Consider the following 20935-nt stretch of genomic DNA (forward strand, 5'->3'; position numbering starts at 1 on the left):
CGTACGCAGCCCCGGTTACCAGGTCGTTCAGTGGAACAGCAGCTGCGAGATCGTGTAGATGGCCAGGCCGGCGAGCGAGCCGACGACCGTGCCGTTGATCCGGATGAATTGCAGATCCCGACCGACCTGCAATTCGATCTTCCTGCTCGCCTCGTCGGCGTCCCAGCGCGCGACCGTATCGGTCACCAATGTCGTGATCTCCGCGGAGTAGTTACCGACCAGATAGCGAGCACCGCGATCGATCCACCCGTCCACTTTGCCACGCATCTCCGGGTCGTCGCGGAGGCGCTCGCCGAGCTGCTGCACATTCTCGGCCACCTTGCGGCGAAGGGTGGAATCCGGGTCTTCGGCCGATTCCAAGATCAACCGTTTCGCCGCCCGCCAGGTGGCCTCGGCCATTCCGGTGATCTGCTCGCGGCCCATGATCTCGGCCTTGACCTTCTCCGCCTTGGCGATCATCGCGTCGTCGTGTTGCAGGTCCTCGGCGAAATCCTGGAGAAAGCGATCGGCGGCCCGCCGCAATTCGTGTTCAGGATCGGAGCGCACCTTCCAGGTGAACTCGACGAGTTCCCGATAAATTCGCTCCGACAGCAATGTATTGACAAATTTCGGCGCCCATTGCGGCGCATCGCGCACCACGATCCGGTCGATCGTGTCCTGGGAACCCAGCGCCCACTGATGCGCGCGCTCGGCCAGCAGGTCGATCAGCGGCCGCTGCCGGTTGTCGGCGATCATCTCCGAGAGCACCCGGCCCAGCGGCGGCCCCCACAGCGGTTCGGCGATCCGCTTGACGATGGTGTTGTCGATGATCTGCTCGACGTCCTCGTCGCGCAGGGTGTTGACCACCGCGGTCAGGATCGTCGCGCTCTCCTGCGCCACCCGCGCCGCGTGCGCCGGATCGGCCATCCACCGGCCCACGCGCAGCGAGATCTGCGCCGAGTCCAGGCGCGCCGAGACCACGTCGGGGGCGAGGAAGTTGGTGCCGACGAAGGCGCCCAGGCTCTCGCCGAGCTGGTCCTTCTTCTTACGGATGATCGCGGTGTGCGGGATCGGCAGACCCAGCGGGTGCTTGAACAGCGCGGTGACCGCGAACCAGTCGGCCAGCGCGCCGACCATGCCCGCCTCCGAGGCCGCGCGGACATAGCCCACCCACTCGCCACCGCCGCCACGCGATTCGAGCCAGCGGCACAGCAGGTAGATCACACTGGCCACCAGCAGGAAGCTGGTCGCCAGTGCCTTCATCTTGAACAGGTCACGTTTTTTGCCCGCCTCGTCGGTCATCACCGCGAAGCCGGCGGGCTGTGCGGCGGGCTCGGTGCGCGGCGTGAGAACCGCCGTGTTGCCGGGAGATTTCTCCATAGCCCCCATTCTGCTGTGCGCACGGCGAGTGCGCCGCCGCCAACCCCGCGTGGCGTCGCCCACGACACGGCGAACCGCGCGGTTTGTCGTACGCGCGCGTAAGCACTCGAGTGTGGTAAATGCCGCAACGTGGGCCAAAGGAGCGCCACCCCACACCGGCGCGCCTAAGCTGTTGACTAAAGACGCCAACATCGATACGAGGGGGCTGTTCTGTCCACCGAAGACCTTGTCGAGATCGGCGAGCAGTCGAGCCGAGCAGGAGTGCGCGGCGGCGGCCAGGCTGACGGCCGCAAACGTCGGTGGCGACAGCACAAGATCGACCGCCGCGAGGAACTGGTCGACGGCACGCTCAACGCCATCCGCGCGCGGGGCAGCCAGGCGGGCATGGACGAGATCGCCACCGAGATCGGCGTGTCCAAGACCGTGCTGTACCGCTACTTCGCGGACAAGAACGACCTGGTCCACGCCACCATGCAGCGGTTCATCGAAACCACGCTGCTACCCCGGGTGTACGGCGCGATCAGTCTCGACGCCGACGAATACCAACTCGTGCGCGCCGCGATGACCGAATACGTCGGCACCGTCGACGACGACCCCGAGGTCTACCGGTTCATCATGAGCAATGCCGCGGGCGACAAGTCCTCGCTCGCGGAGTTCGAGCGCCTCTTCGCCGATGTGGTCACCACGGTGCTGGTCGACCGGGCGGGCGCCAAGGGCATCCGCACCGAGGGCGCGATGCTGTGGTCGTACGTGCTGGTCGGCGGCATCCAGCTGGCCACCCACTGGTGGACCACCACCGACAAGGCCATGCCGCGTCAGGACGTCATCGACTACCTCACGATGATGGCCTGGAGTGCGATCGAGGGCATGGCCCGCGCGGGTGGCTCACCCGAGATCTTCACCGCGCAGCCGCATCCGCTGCCCGAAATGCCGCAACAGTCGCCCTGAGCTGGGATTTCCCGCGTTCGAGGGAGCCGGGCTCGACAACGGCGCACGGTTGGCTACGCTGAACCGGGCGGGACGCTGTGGCTTGTGTCACCGCCGTGCGCGTCGGCACCAACGGAGGTATCTCGATGGCGAAGAACGTGCCGACTTCCCGGCTTGCCCGCGGGACGAAGCTGGGGGCAGTCGCGGCGGGGTCGGTCATCCGCTCGAAGAAGACCAGATTATCGATGCGCGGCCGCTCGGAGGCCGTGCGCGCGCGGATGGCCGAGGAGTCGATGATCCGCACCACCGAACAGGTGGTCATGGTGCTGGGCACCATGAAGGGCGTCGCCATGAAGCTGGGCCAGATGATGTCGGTGCTCGACCTGGATCTGGTGCCGGAGAACCATCGCGAGCGGTTCCAGCAGCGCCTGGCCGTACTGCGCAACGCCGCACCCACGGTGTCGTTCGAGTCCATGCGCACGGTGATCGAGCAGGATTTCGGTGCCCCGCTGGCGGAGATCTTCGCCGAATTCGATCCGGAGCCGATCGCCGCCGCCTCGATCGGCCAGGTGTACCGGGCCACGCTGAACGACGGCCGCGCTGTCGCGGTGAAGGTCCAGTACCCCGGGGTCGACGCCGCCGTGCGCGCGGACCTGAAGAACCTCACCATGTTCCGCCGGGTGCTCGCCTCGGCGATGCCGTGGATCACCCCGGCGGTGCTCGACGAGCTGAAACTGAACATGGAGAGCGAGCTCGACTACCAGGCCGAAGCCGCCACGCAGGCCGAGATCGCGCACCTGTACCGCGACCACCCGTTCATCGTGGTGCCGTCCTCGGTGCCGGAGCTGTCGACCACCCGCGTGCTGGTCAGCGAGTTCATCGACGGCGACGGATTCGACGAGGTGCGGAAAATGCCCGCCGCGGTACGTAACCGGGTCGGCGAGATCATCTACCGCTTCTACGTCGGCTCGCTGTTCAGCTTCAACGAGTTCTGTGGCGATCCGCACCCGGGCAATGTGCTGCTCGCCAGGGACGGCCGGGTCGCCTTCCTCGATTTCGGGTTGTTCAACCGGATGGACCCCAAGCTGGTCGGATTCGAGATCCAGTGCCTGCGCGCGGCCGCCGAGGATCGCGCGGAAGACCTGCGCCAGCTGATGATCGATCGCGGCGTGATCGATTCGCCCGAGGAGATCGGCGCCGAGGAATGCCTCGAATATGTGCTCGCCGCCTCGGAATGGTGTCTGGTGGACGAGGAACTCACCATCACCCCGGAACTGGCCAGTGGCGCGTTCCTGCTCGCCGTCGACCCGAGGGCCAGCGAGTTCACCGGTATGAAGCAGCAGAATCTGCCGCCCGAACACCTGTTCTCGCGCCGCGCCGACTTCCTCACCTTCGGCATGCTCGGCCAGCTCGACAGCACCAACAACTGGCATCTGGTCGCCAGGGAATGGCTCTACGGCGATCAGCCGGTCACCGAACTCGGTCTGGCCCATCGTGATTGGCTCGCCACTCATCCACCGAAACCGGTGAAGAAGACTCGTGCCCCCCGCAAGGCGAGCGCACCGGCCACCAAGCCCTGAATCATCTTTCGAAAGGCGCGTCATGCCGCAGCACCGTGAGTACGACCTGATCCTGTTCGGCGCAACAGGTTTCGTAGGCAAACTCACCGCCGAATACCTGCTCACCGCGGCCCCGGCCGACGCCAGGATCGCCCTGGCCGGCCGTTCGGCGAGCAAGCTCGCCGCCACTCGCGACGAGCTCGGGCCCGCCGCCGCGACATGGGAACTCGTCGTCGCCGATTCCAGCGACCCCGCGTCGCTGGCCTCGATGGCCGAGCGCACCAAGGTCGTGGTCACCACTGTCGGACCGTACCTGCGCTACGGCATGCCCCTGCTGGGCGCGTGTGCCGTGGCGGGCACCCACTACGCCGACCTCACCGGTGAGCCGCTGTTCATCCACGACGCCATCGAGAAGTACGAGCAGACCGCGGTCGACTCGGGCGCCAAGATCGTGAATTCCTGTGGCTACGACTCGATTCCGTCCGACCTGAGCGTGTACGAGATCTACCGGGCTACGATCGCCGACGACACCGGCGAGCTCGAGGACACCACCCTGGTCGCCTATCTCAAGGGCGGCGCGAGCGGCGGCACCATCGATTCCGGGCGTGCCATGTGGGAGGACGTGGCGGCCGACTCCGCGCGCGGCAAGATCCTGGCCCACCCGTATTCGCTGAGCCCGGATCGCAGCATGGAACCCGATGTCGGCCGCCAGTCCGATCTGGCGCTGGCCCGCGCCGACAGCATCGACCCCGGCCTGGACGGCTGGGTCACCACGTTCGTGATGGCCTCGCACAACACCAAGGTCGTGCGCCGCACCAACGGCCTGCTCGGCTGGGTCTACGGCAAGCAGTTCCGCTACCGCGAGGTGATGAACGCGGGCACCTCGGCCGCCGCGCCGCTGGTCGCCGCGGGTATCGCGGGCGGCATCGTGGCGGGGATGGCCTCGGGCGCGGTCCTGTCGAGAGTTTCGCTCGGCCGTAAGCTGCTCGACCGGATCCTGCCCAAGCCCGGCACCGGCCCCAGCGAAAAGGCCCGCCGCAGTGGGTGGTTCACCATGAAGACCTTCGCCCGCACCAGCTCCGGCGCCAAGTATCAGGCCACCTTCTCCGGCACGGGCGATCCCGGTTACCAGGCCACCGCCGTACTGCTCGGCCAGAGCGGCCTGAGCCTGGCCTTCGACACCCTGCCCGAGCGCGCGGGCGTGCTCACTCCCGCGTCGGCGATGGGCGAGGCGCTCACCACGCGGCTGCGCGAGGCCGGGATGACCATCGAGGTCGCGCGCCGGTGAATCTCGCGCGCAGGACCATGAACGCCCCGGCGCTGGCCGCGGTGTACGAGCACGCGTGGCGACCCACGCTGTTCTACCTCGCCAGCGGCCGGACCACCGGCACCGACCGCCACGAAGCGGTCGGTGCCCTGCGGCTGAGCGGCCCCATGAAGGTGCTCGATGTGGCGTGCGGCCCAGGTAATTTCACCGGCTACCTCAGCGAGTACCTGACCAAGGGCGGTTTCGTCACCGGCCTGGACTACTCGGCGCCGATGCTGGCCAAGGCCGCCACCGACAACGCCAGCCCGCGCGTCGGTTATGTCCGCGGCGACGCGCGCATGCTGCCGTTCGCCGACGGGACCTTCGACGCCGTCTGCTGTTTCGGCGCCCTCTACCTGATCCCCGATCCGCTGGTCGCCACCCGCGAGATGATCCGTGTCCTCGCCCCGGGCGGCCGTATCGCGATCAGCACCAGCTATGCCGAGGACAACCTCTTCGGCTCGGCGAGCAGCCTGGCCGCGAGCCTGAGCGGCCTTCGCCTGTTCGACCGCGATACCTTCCCGAAGCTGTTCGCCCGCGCGGGCCTGACCGAAATCGACCAGCGCGTCCACCGTTTCATGCAATACGTGGACGCCACCAAGCCGGTGTCAGACCAGGCTTAGCCAGTAGTCCTGGAACTTCAGGAACACCAGCAGCAGCACCACCGCGTAGAACACCACAACCAGGGTCCAGCGCCATTCGGCGAGGATTCCCATCGCACCGCGCGACCGGCCCCACAGTTCCTGCGTGGTCACCGCGAACAGCACCGGCACCGCCACCCACACCACCATGCAGTACGGGCACAGCGCGTTGATCCGGTACAGGCTCTGGAAGATCAGCCAGCACAGTCCGGCGATGCCGAGCACGGTGCCGAGCCACAGCCCGCCCCAGATCCAGCGCGGGAAGCCCACGCCGACCACCGACAGCACGGCGAGGGTCACCACCACCGAGAACCCGACGACGCCGATGAGCGGGTTGGGGAAACCGAAGACCGCGGCCTGGTCGGTCTTCATGATCGACCCGCACGACAGCACCGAGTTGATGCTGCACGAGGTCACGTAATTCGGGTCGACGAACAGCTTGAACCGTTCGACGGTGAGCGTGAACGACGCCAGCCAGCCCGCCAGCCCGGCGATCAGCAGCAGCCAGGCCGAGCGGGCGGGGGCGGTGATCACTTCGCCGCGTCAGCGATCACGGGGGCCAGGCCGTTCTCGGTGAAGATCGCGTCGGTCTGGTTCAGCTGGCCGTTGATGTACACCGACGGCGTGGACTTCACGCCACTCTGCAGCGTGGTCTGGGTGACCTGCTGGATGTAGTCGTTGTACGGCTTGTCGTTGATGCAGGTCGCCACGGCCGGATCGGTGTACCCCGCGTCGGCGGCGATCTTGATGAGCTCGTCGTTGCTCAGGCCCGCACCACCCTCGGCGGGCTGCTTCTCGAACATCGTCTGCAACCAGGCCTGGTACTTGGTGGTGTCCGACTTCGCCACGCAGAACGACGCGTTGGCCGCACGCGAGGAGTACTGGTTGGTCGAGGCCTTGTCGAGGAACGAGATGATCTGGTATTCGACGGAGGCGGTGCCGTCGGCGGCGGCCTTGGCGAGTGTCGCACCGTTGGCTGCCTCGAATTGCTTGCAGGCCGGGCACTGGAGGTCGGCGACCACGCGCACCTTGACCTTGGCATCGGGATTGCCGATCACGACCGTGCCGGTCTCGGTGACCGCCCCGCCCGTCGCGGGCAGCTGCGCCGCCGAGGTCGTCGACGATTCCTTGTCGGAATCGGACTTGTTCACCGCGATGCCGATGCCGATGGCCGCGACCAGCGCGACCAGGACGGCGGCGACGCCGGCCTGGATCGCGATCTTGCGCTTCTTGTCGGCCGCCTCGGCCGCCGCCAGCGGATTCCTGCCCGAGGGACTCTTGCCCGTGCTCACCGTCGTCACACGCCTTTCGCTCGTTGGCTCCCCACCGGGAACATCATGCGGGCCGAACCTGAGAGTTTCCGCAATGCGCGTCTTGCCCGTATTCAGGACTCGTCGAGTCGACGCAACTGCTCGGCGATATCGAAGTCGGCGGGCGGCCAGTCGAGTTCCATCTGCGCCAACGCGGCGATCAGCAATTCGGTGACCGCGAGGCGGGCGTACCACTTGTGGTCCGACGGCAGCACGTGCCAGGGCGCGTAATCGGTGTTGGTGCGGTCGAGAACGGCCTGGTACGCCTTCTGATATTCGGGCCAGTAGGCGCGTTCGGTGATGTCGGAGGGGTTGAACTTCCAGTATTTGTCCGGGCGTTCCAGCCGTTCGCGCAGCCGGCTCTTCTGCTCGTCGAGGGAGACGAACATCGCGACCTTCACGATGGTGGTGCCCGCGTCGGCGATCTCCTTCTCGAACGCGTTGATCTGGTCGTAGCGCTGTTCCCACTCCGCCTGCGGCACGAGATCGTGTACCCGCACCACCAGCACGTCCTCGTAGTGGGAGCGGTCGAAGACGCCGATCTGGCCGTGGGCGGGCAGCTTGTTGCGGATGCGCCACAGGAAATCGTGCTGCTTCTCCAGCTCGGTGGGCACGCCGAACGACGCGTGGTCGACGCCCTGCGGGTCGACCGACCCGATGACGTGGCGCACGATGCCGCCCTTACCCGCGGTGTCCATGCCCTGCAAGATCAGCAGCACGCTGCGCTGTCCACCGGTGCGACCGTGCGCGAACAGCTTCTCCTGCAAGACCGAGAGCACCGTCGCCCGTTCGGCGAGCAGTTCCTTGCCGAGGCGCTTGCCGCCGGTGAAGCCCGGCGTGCTCGAGGTGTCCAGATCAGCGACGCGCTGACCGTCGGCGCGCAGCGCGATATCGGCCGTTTCGGTCCACTGTTTCGCCATTTCCCATGCCTACCACTAATGGGCGGGTTTACCGGGCAAGCTCGACGCAATCGTTGCCTGCCAGCACTGCACGCCCGCCGGGTCGGCGATGTCGGCACGGTGCACATATACGGGGTCCGCACCCGCACCGCGCTGAGCGCGATAGTCGGCGAGCAGGCGGAACGCGACGACGCCGAGCGGGATGATCGCGGCCAGGTTGACCAGCGCCATCACGCCCATGAACACATCGGCCAGGTTCCAGATCAGGCTCACCGAACCGAGCGCGCCGCCGAAGACCGCCACCAGCACCAGGATTCGGAACGCGGTGAGCACCTGGGGACGGGTGGTGATGAATTCGATATTGGCGCGACCGTAGTAGAAGTTGCCGATCATCGAGCTGAACGCGAGCAGGAACACCACCGCGGTGAGCACGTGCCCGGCCCAGGTGCCCAGCGACGCCTGCAGCGCGCTCTGGGTCAGGTCGGCGCTGCGCCGCTCGGACAGATCAGGGTCGCTGGTCAGGATGATGAACGCGGTGATCGAGCAGATCAGCAGGGTGTCGAAGTAGACGCCGAGCGACTGGACCAATCCCTGCTTCACCGGATGCGAGACATCGGCCGCCGCAGCGGCATTGGGCGAGGACCCGAGTCCGGCCTCGTTGGAGAACATGCCGCGCCGGATGCCCTGCGCGAGCGCGGTCCCGATTCCGCCGCCGACCACCTCACGCAGCCCGAACGCCCCGCCGACGATATCGGCGAGCACCCGCGGCAGGTCGGTGATGTTCAGCGCCACCACCGCGATGCCGAGCAGCAGATACACCACCGCCATCACCGGAACCAGCACCTCGGTGATGTGGCTGATCCGGCGCACCCCGCCGAAGATCACCACCCCGAGCAACGTGATCAGGCAGAGCCCGACCAGCGGCGCGAACCAGTCACCGTCCAGCGCCGACAGCGACGCCCGCCCGGTGGCCACGATGGTGTTGGACTGCACCGCGTTGAACACGAACCCGAAGGTCACGGTGATGATCACCGCGAAGGTCAGCCCCTGCCACCGACGGCGCAGCCCGTACTCCATGTAGTACGCCGGACCGCCGCGGAAGGTGCCCGGCTCGCTCTCCCGCCGCTTATAGAGCTGGGCGAGGGTCGATTCCACGAACGCCGACGCGGCCCCGACCGTAGCCATCGCCCACATCCAGAACACCGCCCCCGGCCCACCGACACTGATCGCGGTCGCGACCCCCGCGATGTTGCCCGTGCCCACCCGAGCCGCCGCCGAAATACTGAACGCCCCGAAGGCCGACACCGCCTTCTTCCCATCCGCCGCCGTCGGCCCCTTCTCGGCCACCACCCGGAACATCTCCGGCAGCATCCGCAGCTGTACCACCCCACTGCGCACGGTGAAGTACACCCCCGCCGCCACGACCAGCGGAATCAGCAGCCAGTTCCAGAACACATCATTGACGTCGACGATCACCGAGTTCAGCGTGTCCATCCGCCGAACGCTACCGCCGCCACACCCCACGACCGATCAGGCCGCGCTCATGTTGCTCAGTGGCTGAAGGCGGCGACGGCGAACATGGCGCCTACGCCGAACAGGGTGCACAGCAGGGTCAGCCGGGAGGGGTGGCCCGCGTGGGCCTCGGGAAGGATGTCGGCGGTGGCGAGGTAGAGGAGGAAACCGGCGAAGTAGCCCATGTAGAGGCCGATCCAGTTCTCGGGGACGTGGATCAGGGTGCCCAGGACGGCGCCCACGACGGGTGCGATGGCGTCGAGGGCCAGCAGGGTGAGGGCGCGTTTGCGGGCGTTGCCGTAGACGGTGGGGATGGTGAAAGTGTTGAAACCGTCGGCGAAGTCGTGGCAGATGACGGCGATCGCCACGGACAGGCCGACCGCCGCGCCTGCCTGGTAGCCGAGGCCGATACCGAAACCGTCCAGGGTGCTGTGGAAGATCAAGCCGCCCGCCGCGAGCAGGCCGACCGACTCGAAACCGTGCTTGTGCGTACCGAATTCCTGCTCGTGGCCACGGTGGACGGCGACCGCGCGCTCGATCACGTGCAGGCTGAGGAAGCCGAGGACCGCGGCGATCAACACATACGGAATGCCCCGGAACATGCCGTCGGACTGTTCGAGCGCCTCGGGGATCAGGTCGAACGCGACCACACCGAACATCACCCCGGCGGCCAGCCCGAGAACCAGGTGCTTGCGGTCGCCGATCCGCATGGCGACGAAGCCGCCGAGCAGCGTCGACAACATCGACACCAGGGACAACAGGATCGCCATGAGCTGCCTATTCGTCGGTGGATGCGGCTTCGGTGTCGGCTTTCTTGCGCTTCTTCTTCTTGGCCGGTGGCGCGTCGGCCTCTTCGGTGACTTCGTAGCGCCGCACGTAGGCACCCGCGAAACCTTGCAGCGTGGCGGTGACGGGGATGGCGAGCAGGGCACCGGTCGGACCGAGCAGCGCGGCGCCCGCGATCACCGCCCCGAAGGCCACCGCCGGATGCATGTCCAGGGTGGTCGCGGTGATGCGCGGCTGCAGAACATAGTTCTCGAACTGCTGATAGGCGATGATGAACAGCAGAATCCACAGCGCCGTGATCGGGTCGTGTACCAACGCCACCAGTACCGGTAGCGCGCCGGCCATATAGGTGCCGACGGTCGGAATGAACTGGGAGACAACGCCGACCCACAATGCCAGGGCGAACGCCGACGGCACATCGAGCACCCGCAACGCGACGTAGTGCGCGATCGCCGAGCACAGGGCCAGCAGTGCGCGCGAATAGATGTAGCCCCCGGTCTTCTCGACCGCGATGTCCCAGGCCCGCAGCACATGCTTCTGCTGTTTCGGCGGCAGCAGCGAACACACCCAGGTGCGGAAACGCGGTCCGTCGGCGGCGAAGTAGAACGTGAACAGCAGCACGCCGAGCAGCTGGAACAGCGCGCCGATCGCGACAGTGCCGATGCCCCAGACGTTTCCGGCCAGACCGACCAGGTACTTCTCGATCGTGGAACTCCACTCCGAGGCGTACTTGGTCAGATCGTCGCCCGAAATATCTTGATGGAAGGTCGAATTGACCCAGTCGACCAGATCCTGGACGTAGTCCGGGGCGTTGGTCACCAGCATGGTCACCTGGTTGACCAGCAGCGCGCCCAGCGTCCACACGAACGCGACGATCACCACCAGCACCACCAGGAACACCGCGCCGGTGCCCGCCCCGCGCCGAACACCGCGCGCGGCAAGCCAATTCACCGCGGGTTCGATCGCGAACGCCAGGAAGATCGACACCAGCAGCACCGTGAGCAGGCCCTGCATCTTGCCGAGCACCCAGAACGCCGCGATCAACCCGGCGACCGCGAGCACGGCGTACAGCAGTGCCCGCGGCAGCCAGCGCGGCGGCGTACGCACCGACCAGAAGGCGGGCAGGGCGCTCACGTCGACGGACTGCGCGGCGGGTTCAGCGGATTCGTCCTGGGCAACCACGAATGTCACGGTACCCAGGACGTGCGCCGACAGCCTGTCGGCGCGCTCGCCTCACACGGTGGCTGTGTCGATCACGAACCGGTACTGCACGTCGCTGGCGACCACGCGGTCGTACGCGGAGTCGATCTCGTCGGCGGAGATCAGTTCGATCTCCGCGCCGATGCCGTGCGAGGCACAGAAATTCAGCATCTCCTGGGTCTGCGCGACGCCACCGATCATCGAACCGGCCAGCGACCGGCGGAAACCGGCGAGGTTGCGTCCGGTGACACTCATCGGGTGCTCCGGCAGGCCGAGGATGACGAGCGTGCCGTCGAGGGCGAGCAGGCGCAGGTAGCTGTCGATGGGCAGGTCGGCCGACACCGTGTTGATGATCAGGTCGAACTGGCCGCGCAGCTGACGGAAGGTTTCCTTGTCGCTGGTGGCGTAGTAGTGGTGAGCGCCCATACGCAGGCCGTCGTCACGCTTGCGCAGCGACTGGCTGAGCACCGTCACCTCCGCGCCCAGCGCCGCGGCGATCTTCACGCCGACGTGCCCGAGCCCGCCCATCCCGATGATCGCGACCTTCTTACCCGGTCCCGCGTTCCAGTGCTTCAGCGGTGAGAACAGCGTGATGCCCGCGCACAGCAGCGGCGCGGCGACATCGAGGCCGATGCCCTCGGGAATCGCGACGACGAAGCTCTCGTCGACCACGATCTGAGTGGAGTAGCCGCCCATCGTGTAGCCGCCGGGCTGCGCGGACTCGGGCACCCTCGAGTTGTAGGTCCAGGTGGGGCCGTTGGTGCAGTACTGCTCCTCACCCGCCAGGCACGGCACGCACTTGCCGCACGAGTTCACCAGGCAGCCGACGCCGACCCGATCGCCCACCTGGTACTTGTGCACCGACGAGCCGACGGCGGCGACGATGCCCGCGATCTCGTGACCGGGCACGCACGGATACTGCGCGCCACCCCACTCGTCACGCGCGGTGTGGATATCGGAATGGCAGATACCGGCGTATTTGATATCGATCAGCACATCGTCGGGACCGACTTCGCGACGTTCGATCGTGACCTTCTCGAAGGCCCCGTCGGGAGAGGGCTTGGCGTAGGCGGCAGCGGTGCTCATGGCTACATGCCTACAGCCGCATGCGTGTCTTTGCCAACCCACCGCGTCCGTATCGAGACCAGCGGACGCCGAAAACGGGTCACAATGGACTGGTCGGCTCGCGAGAGAGGACATGTGCTGTGAAGCGTGTCGGACGAGTGCTGGTGACGATGATGGCGGCGCTGCTCGGGGTGTGCGCGTTCCTCGGGTATCGCGGGGAGATCGCCGTGGTCGAGCCGGAGTTCGTGGCGCAGGCACAGGCGCCCGTGCTGGTGCCGCTGGATCCCGCGCTGGTCGCCGGGCAGGTGGGATCGGCGCTGGTCAATATCGATGTCGACGCGGCCGGTTTGGGGATCGGAGCGGCCGGGTCGGGGATCGTGCTCACCCCCGACGGGCAGATCCTCACCAGCCATCACGTGATCAAAGGCGCCGAGGCGCTGACCGTCACCGATATCGCCAACGGTCTCGTCTATGAGGCCACCGTCCTGGGCTACGACTCCGGCGCCGATATCGCGCTGCTGTCGTTGGGCGGGGCCACGGACCTGCCGACCGCGCGCCTCGGCACCTCTGCTGATCTGCGGATCAGCCAGGACGTGCTGGCGATCGGTGATGCGGGTGGCGACGGCGGCGAGCCGACGGCGGTCGCCGGTCCGATCACCGATCTGGACGCCACGATCGTCGCCATGAACTCCGCCGACCTCACTCGCAAGGCATTGAACGGGATGGTGGAGGTCGCCGCACCGGTGATGGGCGGGCAGTCCGGCGGGGCGCTGGCCGACGCGTCCGGTGCGGTGGTCGGGGTGATCACGGCGGCGTCGGGCGAGGATTCCCGAGCCAAGGGCAAACCCGCCAACGGCTACGCGGTCCCCATCGACACCGCCCTGCGGATCGTGGCGCAGATCCGTTCGGGCACGCCCACCGACACCGTCCACATCGGCCCGACCGCCACCCTCGGCGTGCAGGTGATCGATGCCAGACCGGCAGGTGCCCAGGTAAGCTGGGCCTTCTACGGCCAACCCGCTCGCGAAGCCGGGATCAACATCGGCGACGTGATCACCGCGGTCGACGGCACCTCGATCACCACCGCCAAGGCACTGAGCGCGGCCATCAACACCCGCAAGCCCGCTGACTCCATCCGGCTCGAGGTGACCTCCCCCCACGGCACCACCCGAATCGTCGACGTAGTCCTGGCCTACGGAACACCCAACTGACCCGTGGCCGCTGAGAACGACGTCACTCGAGCGTGTGCAGCAGTTCGATGAGGGTGAGGCGGAGCTTTTCCATCTGGGGGCGGCTGTAGAGGTTGGTGTCGTATTCGAGTTGGAGGGTGAGGCGGCCCCCGATGGTGAAGGCGGTGAGTTTCGGGGGCATGGCGGGACCCATGGCGTAGATGTCGTCGCGGACGAACGCGATGTGGCCGGGGATCGTATGGGGTCGGACGCGGCCGATGTTGGAGAGCGCGAAGGTCGGCGGCGCGGTGAGGAGGGCGGCGGTGACGTCGTCGTTCACGAGCTGGGTGGCGAGCGGGAAGAGCGCGGGTTCGCGACGGTCCAGGCCGGCGCGCAGGCCGGTGTCGACCGAACGAGCGAGTTCGAGCTGAGTGGTCTCGCCGGTCGCCAAGACCAGCGTGCCGCCGCCCGAGGCGTAGTTGACGATCGTGTCGACGGGCACCGGCGGGTCGAATTCCGCGCGGACGTCGGCCGCGTAGCCACAGAACAGCGGCACGCTACCCGATTCGGGCAACCGGGTTCTGACGGCCGCCAGCACCGCACCGGTGAGCACGCTGTTCACCGAAAGACCGTGGGAGCGCGCCGCTGCCACCAGTTCGGCGGTCTCCTCGGCGGTCAGTTCGATGCGCTGCATCGCGAATCGGCCGAGCCGGTCGGTGTCGGTGCCGTCGCGGGGCAGTGTTCGAGGCGCGTCCTCGGGGTTCATCGTCGCCGCGCCCGCCCTGACCTCGGCCAACCACGCTTCAGCCGCCGCGAACGAAACCACGTCGGCCAAGCGGGTATCCATGGCCTCGGGCATCGACTGATCCGAATCCACTTCCGGCACAGCCTTATCCGTCACGTGCGCCGTGTAGTGCCGCCACAGCTGTCCGAGCAGCGCGAATCCTGATCTGCCATCGGAGATTCCGTGATGGACGACCAACACGATCTGTTGACGCAGGCCCGCACGCAGCAGGTATGCACGGAACAGCCCGTCGCTCCAGTCCCGCGGGCCGTTGACCAGCGCCAGATATTCGGCCTCCCCACCTTCGACAAGGTCCAGCTGAGGCCGGAACGCGTCGTCGCGGACGAAATAGCCCACACCGTCCTCAGTCACCACCCGGCTGCGCAGTAGCGGATGCGCCGCGGCGAGTTCGTCGAGCACCGTGCGCAGGATCGCGGGGTCCAGCTCGCCGTGCACGGTGGTGCCGAGGAACAGCGGCATCCCGCCGGTCGGGACGCTGCCGATGGTCGTGCCGGTGCCGAAGTAGCTGGATTCGAACGGGGAGATACGTCGCCGAGAGGTCATGGTCGAGAACATACATCTGTTTCATACACTTGTCACTGACGTTTGTTTGAAACTGATGTCACAAACAGATGTATGCGCGACTTGCTATCGTGCGCGAGTGGGAACGCGCGAAGATCTCCTGGAAGCCGCCAAGCAATGCCTGGCCGAACGCGGCTATGCCCGCACCACCGTGCGCGACATCGTCGCCGCCTCCGGCACCAACCTCGCGGCCATCAACTACCACTTCGGCACCCGCGACAAGCTGCTCCAACAGGCGATGCTGGAATCCAGCGCGACCGCGGTGACGCAGATCCTCGACGCGCTACCCGCCGACGACCCGACCGATCCCACCGCCCGCCTCGAAGCGTTCTGGCACAGCCTGATCACCTCGTTCGTCGAGAACGCGCCACTGTGGCACGCCAACGCCGAAAGCCTGAACCAGGCACTGCACTCCCCCGAACTGCGCGCCGAACTCGCCGACGCGCAGGGACGAGCCCGCCGCGGCCTGACCGATGCCTTCGGCGACGGCGACAGCAATGTCGGCGCGATCCTGCAGACGATGATCGGCGGCCTGCTCCTGCAATGGCTGATCGACCCGGACAACGCCCCCTCCGCGGCCGAGCTCACGGCGGGTGCCCGCGCCATGATCCGCGCCTGACGCGCTCCACCACCGACCGGCACGCGACGATCTCACCCGGTCCGGGCGATGTGCGCCGGTCGCGCATCAGCGGATGCTGGTGTCGCGCGGTCCGACGACGGTCGCGCGACGTGGACGCCAGGACGAGGAGCGCACATGCCGGATCAGAACGTCCCCGCATTGACCGCACAGGCCTATCTGTACGGATTCCCCCTGGTCTTCAACCTCGATTCGATCGAGCGATTGCTCCGCGAGGGCATCGGCGGCATCCCCGCGACGCCGTTCAACGACTTCTCCCATGCCCGCACCCTCGCCGACGCCTCGGCGACCTTCGTCTCGGTCAACAACGACACCGTGTATTCGATCGCCCTGATCGACCTTTCAGTCGGCCCGATAACCTTCCACGTGCCTGATGCCGGCGATCGGTACTACGTCATGCAGTTCATCGACGCCTGGACCGACAACTTCGCCTACGTCGGCACCCGGGCCACCGGAAACCGCGCGGGTGACTACCTCCTCGTACCACCGGGATGGACCGGTACTGCCCCTGACGACACGACGGTCATCCATTTCCCCACCGTTGTCGGCGTGATCGCCGGTCGATGGGCCTGCGCCGGCGCGGACGACCTCCCCGCCGTGCACGCCCTGCAGGACGCGCTGACCTTGACACCCGCCGACCGCGGCGCACAGCCGACGGGACTTCCGTCACCGGATCCGACGGTCGCCCCGGACCTGATGTTCCTCGAGAAGGTCCGTGTCTGGTCGCAGGCCTTTCCTCCCGCGAAGCGCGATCTCGCACTCCAGGAATCGTTCGCGCCGATCGGCCTGACGACAGCGGGCGCCTCGCCCTACCCGTCCCTCGACCCTGATCGAGCATCCGCGCTGCGCGCCGGATTGGGTGAGGGCCAGGAAGAGCTGAGCAACGCGACGAAGGGCGGGGCGGGCGCCGGGGAGAACGGCTGGCAGTCGACACTGCACCTCTTCGACTACAACATCGACTTCTTCGAGGTCGGCACGCTCGACAACGAGAACTTCAAGATCACCGACCCCGAACAGCGCATCATCGCGCGCGCCGTAGCCGCCAAGGCCGGACTCTGGGGCAACCACGCCTACGAGGCCGCCTACGCGATGATCTACACCGACAGCACCGGCGGGCAGCTGACCGGCGCGAACACCTACACCCTGCGCCTGGACCCCACCCCGCCGGTGAGCGCCTTCTGGTCGGTCACCATGTACTCGACCCCGGACTTCTACCTCTGCGCCAACCCGATCGACCGCTACTCGATCGGCGACCGCACCCCCGGCCTCGTCTACGACGACAACGGCGCCCTCACGATCACCATCAGCCACGCCGAGCCCACCGACCCCAAGGCCCGCGCCAACTGGCTCCCCGCCCCGGAAGGCGACTTCCGCCCCTGCCTGCGCATGTACGAGCCCCAGCCGCCGGTCCTCGACCAGACCTACGTCCTCCCCCCGATCACCAGAACCTGACCCCAGGCACAGCCCGACCTCATCGAAGGGTTCGAGTATCAGGCGAGGTGCTGGCGCCCTCAGCTATCGAGCGGGCGCACCAGGCGCAGGACGGCGTTCACCGAGGCATCGACGAGTGCGTCGTCCAACGGCAGATGACCGAAGAGTGCGCGGAAGTAGATCGTCGCCGCGACCGTGTCGAGGATGAAGTCGAGATCTATGTCCGGATCGACCTCGCCGCGCCTCATCGCCGAGCGCAGGGCGTTCGCGGTGGTTTCCCTGCGTGGCTCGAAGACCGTGGACAGGAAGTGCGCGCGCAGTTCAGGGTCGTTCGTCAGGTCCGCCACCAGCGCGGGCAGCACCCGATCGAGCGGGGTGTCGCGCAGCGCGGCGACGAGGCCGCGCAGGGCCGCGGTGAGATCTGCGCGCAGATCGCCGGTGTCGTCCGTCGGCCGGACACCGAGCAGATCGGCGACCACCGCGACGACCAGATGCCGCTTGGACGGCCAGCGCCGGTAGATCGCCGGGCGATGGATGCCCGACCTGGTCGCCACCGCACCGATCGACAGTTCGGCGTAGCCGTTGTCGTCGAGCAGCTGCCGGGTGGCGGCCAGCACCGCGACATCGATCCGGTCCTCGCGCGCGCGTCCGGGCATCAGAAGACCGGCCGTGGCACGAGCATGACGATCCACCCATCCGGATCGGGAAATGCCATACCGCCGTTGGCCGCCCAGTACGGATTCTGCGCGGGCACCGGCTCGACCCCGAACTCACCGAGCCGCTCCACCACGTCGAACATCGGCGCCGCACCGTCGAAATAGAGCACCAGCAGGTTCTCCGCGCTGGGCGCCGCACCCGGGCTGCCGTCGACATGACTGGTGAACTCGAGGTGGTAATCGGCGCCGGGCAAACCGACCATTACCCCGTCGTATCCGGCATGGTTCTCGAACCGGTACAGCTCGCGCAGCCCGAGCCCGTCGACATAGAAGCGCACCACCTCGTCGAGCCGATCCGTCGGGCGCGCGATCCGAACCTGCGCTACACGTAAGGAATCCGGCCAGGTCATCACAGTCATACCACAACGGTACAGTACGTACCGTAATAAAACCCGGTGCTGGGCGTAGGGACCATCCGGCAACAAAAAAGGCGCACCGAAACCCGGTGCGCCCCTTTTTGCTTTGTTCGCTTACTCCTCGGTCGCGGCAGCCTCCTGCGCGGCCAACGCGCGGCGGCGGACCCGGCGAGCCGCGGCCACCATGTTGCGCAACGACGGCTCCAGCTGCCAGTAATGGCGGGTCTTGAGGCCGCCGTCGGGGTTGGCCCACAACCGTTGCGGGGTCACGGCATTCGCGGCCTGGGTGAGCAGCTCGTCGAACTCGTCGATATCGGGGATTCGGGCCGAGCGGCTCTCGTACACGCCGGGGCCGACGCCGTGGGTGAGGCCGTGGCCCGAGGACAGGTCCTCGGTGAGCGCCTCGATGACCCATTCGATCGAGCGGGTCGCCACGATGGCGGTGACGTCGGCGTCGAGCTGATCGATCGCGTCGACCACCTCGGTGCGGCCGGAATAGCCGATGTGGGTGTGGATCTGGGTGTCGGAACGCACGCCGGAGGTGGCCAGCTTGAACGCGCCGACCGCCCAGCGCAGGTACTCCTCACGGCCGTGCGGGCGGGCGGGGAGCAGCTCGCGGATGGCGGGTTCGTCGACCTGGATGATCGCGATCCCGGCCTTCTCCAGGTCGACCACTTCGTCGCGGATGGCGAGTGCCACCTGGTCGGCCGTCTCGTAGAGCGGCTGATCCTGGCGGACGAACGAACGCGCCAGCATCGTGACCGGCCCGGTGACCATGCCCTTCACCGGTTTGTCGGTCAGCGACTGCGCGTAGGTGGTCCACTCCACCGACATAGGTGCCGGCCGTGCCACGTCGCCGTAGACGATCGGCGGTCGCACACAGCGCGAGCCGTACACCTGCACCCAGCCGAAGCGGGTGGTGGCGAAACCGTCGAGCTGCTCGGCGAAGAACTGGATCATGTCGTTGCGTTCGTGCTCACCGTGCACGAACACGTCGAGGCCGATGTCTTCCTGGAGCCGGATCGTGGCCTCGATCTCGGCCTCGACCTGCTTGCGGTAGTCGTCGTCGGACAGCCGGCCCGAGGCCACCTCGTGGCGGGCCTGGCGCAGCTTGCCGCTCTGCGGGAACGAACCGAGCGTGGTGGCGGGCACCAACGGCAGGTTCAACCGCTCCTGCTGCGCGGCCGCGCGCTCGTCGTAGGGCGCGCGTTCACGCATCTCGGGCGTCACGGCGTACACCCGCTGGCGCACCGCGTGCTTCTGCTTGAAGTGCACCTCGGTCGGCCGCTTGCGCCAGTTCTCCGACGGGCCCTCGGTGAGCGCCTTGGCGAGTGAGACGACCTCGCCCACCTTCTGTTTCGCGAAGGCGAGCCGGTCGGCGACATTGCCCTCGATGTCGTACTCGGCGAGCACGTCGTAGGGCACGTGCAGCAGCGTGGTGCCGGTCGACACCACCAGATCCGGGCACACCTCGGCGATCGCGTTGAGGTAGCTCAGCGTGACGAAACGGTCGGCCCGCCACACGTTCTGACCACTGATGACACCCGCGTAGATCCGCTTGCGCCGGATCCCCGGGATCGCCGCCAGTTCCTCCGGCTGCATCCGGTAGGAGGCCAGATCGAGTCCGATGGCCTCGACATTGCTCGCGGCCAGAATCCGCAGCGCCTCGCCGAAGTCGCCGTACTGCCCGGTGACCAGGATGCGCGGACGCAGCGGCGCCTTCGCCAGCTGGTTGTAGGCCTTCTCGAACGCGGCGAGCTCGGCGGGAGTGCGCTCGCCGGTGAAGCAGGGCTCGTCGAGCTGCACGCAGGTCGACCCGCGCTTGGCGAGGATCTCGAACAGCTCTTCGTAGAACGGCAGCAGCTGATCGAGCAGGCTCAACGTGTCGAACTCGGCCTCGCCCGGCACATGCCCGGCCTTCGACAGCAGCAGCAACGACACCGGTCCGAGGACCACCGGACGCAGCTCGATCCCGCGGGCGGCAGCCCGGTCCCACTCGTCGAGCAGGGCCTGCGGATGCAGCGAGAACGTGGTGTCGGCGTCGAGTTCGGGCTGGCGGTAGTGGTAGTTGGTGCCGAAGAAACGCACCAGCTCGAGCGGCGGGGTGTCCGGGTTGCCGCGCGCCATCAGGAAGTAGAAGTCGAGCGGGTCGAGCCCGGCCTCGAACTCCTTGAAACGCGAGGGCACAGCGCCGAACAGCAGCGCGTTGTCGAGGATGTGATCGTAGAAGGAGAAGGTGTTGCCCGGCACCTGCGTGAGTCCGGTCGCGGCCAGTTCGTTGAACTGACGCTCCTGGATATCGCGTCCTACCGTGAGCAGTTCCTCGCGTTCGAGCGATCCGCGCCAATACGACTCGAGCGCACGCTTGAGCTCTCGGTGCGGACCGATCCTCGGGTATCCGAGAACGCTCGACCCGAATCCATCGGTGACGTTGACCATGACCGCCGATACTCCCTTTCGATCACACGCTGCGCTCGAGACATAGCACCGGGCAAGCAAGCACGTCCGGCAACAGCAGCTTAAGCCGCAAGAACGCCCCCGCGCCGCTCCCCCCGCAAACCCCGAGCACCTGAGCGCCTTTTGTAAGTCTCTCTAGGGGCCCGCCCTGATCTGGACTGACCGAAGGGTGCGACGAAGGAGTACCCGTAGGGAGGGAAGATCAGGGGCCCGAAGGGCCCCGCTCGAGCGCGCCAGCG

General features: G+C 67.2%; 19 protein-coding genes. 7 read left to right on the top strand and 12 right to left on the bottom strand.

The window, feature by feature from the left end; genetic code table 11:
- Positions 1-27: 27 nt before the first annotated feature.
- Positions 28-1359 carry a DUF445 domain-containing protein gene (locus ACWDXS_RS19900; RefSeq protein ID WP_378991070.1) on the bottom strand — a complete coding sequence of 444 codons (1332 nt, stop codon included), beginning with the start codon at positions 1357-1359 and terminating at the stop codon, positions 28-30.
- 261 nt (positions 1360-1620) lie between these two features.
- Between ACWDXS_RS19900 and ACWDXS_RS19905 the strand changes: the two genes are divergently transcribed.
- The 4 genes from ACWDXS_RS19905 (at position 1621) to ACWDXS_RS19920 (ending at position 5774) form a co-directional block, all read left to right on the top strand.
- The gene (locus ACWDXS_RS19905; RefSeq protein ID WP_378991072.1) at positions 1621-2307 is read left to right on the top strand and encodes a TetR/AcrR family transcriptional regulator; all 687 of its coding nucleotides are present in this window, start codon (positions 1621-1623) and stop codon (positions 2305-2307) included.
- 125 nt (positions 2308-2432) lie between these two features.
- Positions 2433-3866, top strand: a complete 1434-nt coding sequence (locus tag ACWDXS_RS19910; protein ID WP_379312787.1) for an ABC1 kinase family protein — start codon at positions 2433-2435, stop codon at positions 3864-3866.
- 22 nt (positions 3867-3888) lie between these two features.
- Positions 3889-5133, top strand: a complete 1245-nt coding sequence (locus ACWDXS_RS19915; protein ID WP_449967584.1) for a saccharopine dehydrogenase family protein — start codon at positions 3889-3891, stop codon at positions 5131-5133.
- A gap of 17 nt (positions 5134-5150) precedes the next feature.
- Positions 5151-5774: a class I SAM-dependent methyltransferase gene (locus ACWDXS_RS19920; protein ID WP_449967587.1), complete on the top strand. Its 624-nt coding sequence runs from the start codon at positions 5151-5153 to the stop codon at positions 5772-5774.
- Here the strand turns inward: ACWDXS_RS19920 and ACWDXS_RS19925 are convergent.
- The 7 genes from ACWDXS_RS19925 to ACWDXS_RS19955 all read right to left on the bottom strand — a co-directional run bounded on the left by ACWDXS_RS19925 (position 5760) and on the right by ACWDXS_RS19955 (position 12585).
- Complete coding sequence (locus ACWDXS_RS19925; protein ID WP_378655957.1) at positions 5760-6323, bottom strand: vitamin K epoxide reductase family protein; 564 nt, start codon at positions 6321-6323, stop codon at positions 5760-5762. The genes ACWDXS_RS19920 and ACWDXS_RS19925 overlap by 15 nt on opposite strands.
- A complete protein-coding gene (locus ACWDXS_RS19930; protein ID WP_449967590.1) occupies positions 6323-7084 on the bottom strand; it encodes a DsbA family protein in 762 nt (253 codons plus the stop codon). Before ACWDXS_RS19930 ends, ACWDXS_RS19925 begins: the two co-directional genes overlap by 1 nt.
- Positions 7085-7176: 92 nt before the next feature.
- Complete coding sequence (locus ACWDXS_RS19935) at positions 7177-8022, bottom strand: polyphosphate kinase 2 family protein (protein WP_378991080.1); 846 nt, start codon at positions 8020-8022, stop codon at positions 7177-7179.
- 15 nt (positions 8023-8037) lie between these two features.
- Entirely contained in the window at positions 8038-9495 is a 1458-nt protein-coding gene (locus tag ACWDXS_RS19940) for an alanine/glycine:cation symporter family protein (protein WP_378991081.1), read from the bottom strand.
- 56 nt (positions 9496-9551) lie between these two features.
- Positions 9552-10283: a ZIP family metal transporter gene (locus ACWDXS_RS19945; protein WP_449967594.1), complete on the bottom strand. Its 732-nt coding sequence runs from the start codon at positions 10281-10283 to the stop codon at positions 9552-9554.
- 7 nt (positions 10284-10290) lie between these two features.
- Positions 10291-11481, bottom strand: a complete 1191-nt coding sequence (locus ACWDXS_RS19950; protein ID WP_378991086.1) for an AI-2E family transporter — start codon at positions 11479-11481, stop codon at positions 10291-10293.
- 51 nt (positions 11482-11532) lie between these two features.
- Positions 11533-12585, bottom strand: a complete 1053-nt coding sequence (locus tag ACWDXS_RS19955) for an NAD(P)-dependent alcohol dehydrogenase (RefSeq protein WP_378991088.1) — start codon at positions 12583-12585, stop codon at positions 11533-11535.
- A 119-nt stretch (positions 12586-12704) separates the two neighbouring features.
- Here ACWDXS_RS19955 and ACWDXS_RS19960 point away from each other — a divergent pair, with 119 nt between their 5' ends.
- A complete protein-coding gene (locus ACWDXS_RS19960) occupies positions 12705-13775 on the top strand; it encodes a S1C family serine protease (RefSeq protein ID WP_378991089.1) in 1071 nt (356 codons plus the stop codon).
- Between the two features lie 22 nt (positions 13776-13797).
- Here ACWDXS_RS19960 and ACWDXS_RS19965 read toward each other — a convergent pair whose 3' ends face one another.
- Complete coding sequence (locus tag ACWDXS_RS19965; protein WP_449967599.1) at positions 13798-15081, bottom strand: phthiocerol/phthiodiolone dimycocerosyl transferase family protein; 1284 nt, start codon at positions 15079-15081, stop codon at positions 13798-13800.
- Between the two features lie 97 nt (positions 15082-15178).
- On the opposite strand from ACWDXS_RS19965, the gene ACWDXS_RS19970 reads away from it, so the two are divergent.
- Together ACWDXS_RS19970 and ACWDXS_RS19975 are read left to right on the top strand one after the other, a co-directional pair.
- Entirely contained in the window at positions 15179-15718 is a 540-nt protein-coding gene (locus ACWDXS_RS19970; protein WP_378991093.1) for a TetR/AcrR family transcriptional regulator, read from the top strand.
- Positions 15719-15853: 135 nt separating this feature from the next.
- Positions 15854-17188: a DUF1254 domain-containing protein gene (locus tag ACWDXS_RS19975; RefSeq protein ID WP_449967602.1), complete on the top strand. Its 1335-nt coding sequence runs from the start codon at positions 15854-15856 to the stop codon at positions 17186-17188.
- A gap of 59 nt (positions 17189-17247) precedes the next feature.
- Here ACWDXS_RS19975 and ACWDXS_RS19980 read toward each other — a convergent pair whose 3' ends face one another.
- The 3 genes from ACWDXS_RS19980 to metE form a co-directional block, all read right to left on the bottom strand.
- The gene (locus ACWDXS_RS19980; protein ID WP_449967605.1) at positions 17248-17823 is read right to left on the bottom strand and encodes a TetR/AcrR family transcriptional regulator; all 576 of its coding nucleotides are present in this window, start codon (positions 17821-17823) and stop codon (positions 17248-17250) included.
- Positions 17823-18242, bottom strand: coding sequence for a VOC family protein (locus ACWDXS_RS19985; RefSeq protein WP_379316328.1), 420 nt, complete (start codon positions 18240-18242; stop codon positions 17823-17825). The genes ACWDXS_RS19980 and ACWDXS_RS19985 overlap by 1 nt, the downstream gene beginning before the upstream one ends.
- A gap of 111 nt (positions 18243-18353) precedes the next feature.
- Positions 18354-20678, bottom strand: a complete 2325-nt coding sequence (gene metE / locus ACWDXS_RS19990; protein ID WP_378991100.1) for a 5-methyltetrahydropteroyltriglutamate--homocysteine S-methyltransferase — start codon at positions 20676-20678, stop codon at positions 18354-18356.
- Positions 20679-20935: the final 257 nt, after the last annotated feature.

The sequence above is a fragment of the Nocardia sp. NPDC003183 genome (assembly GCF_053590715.1).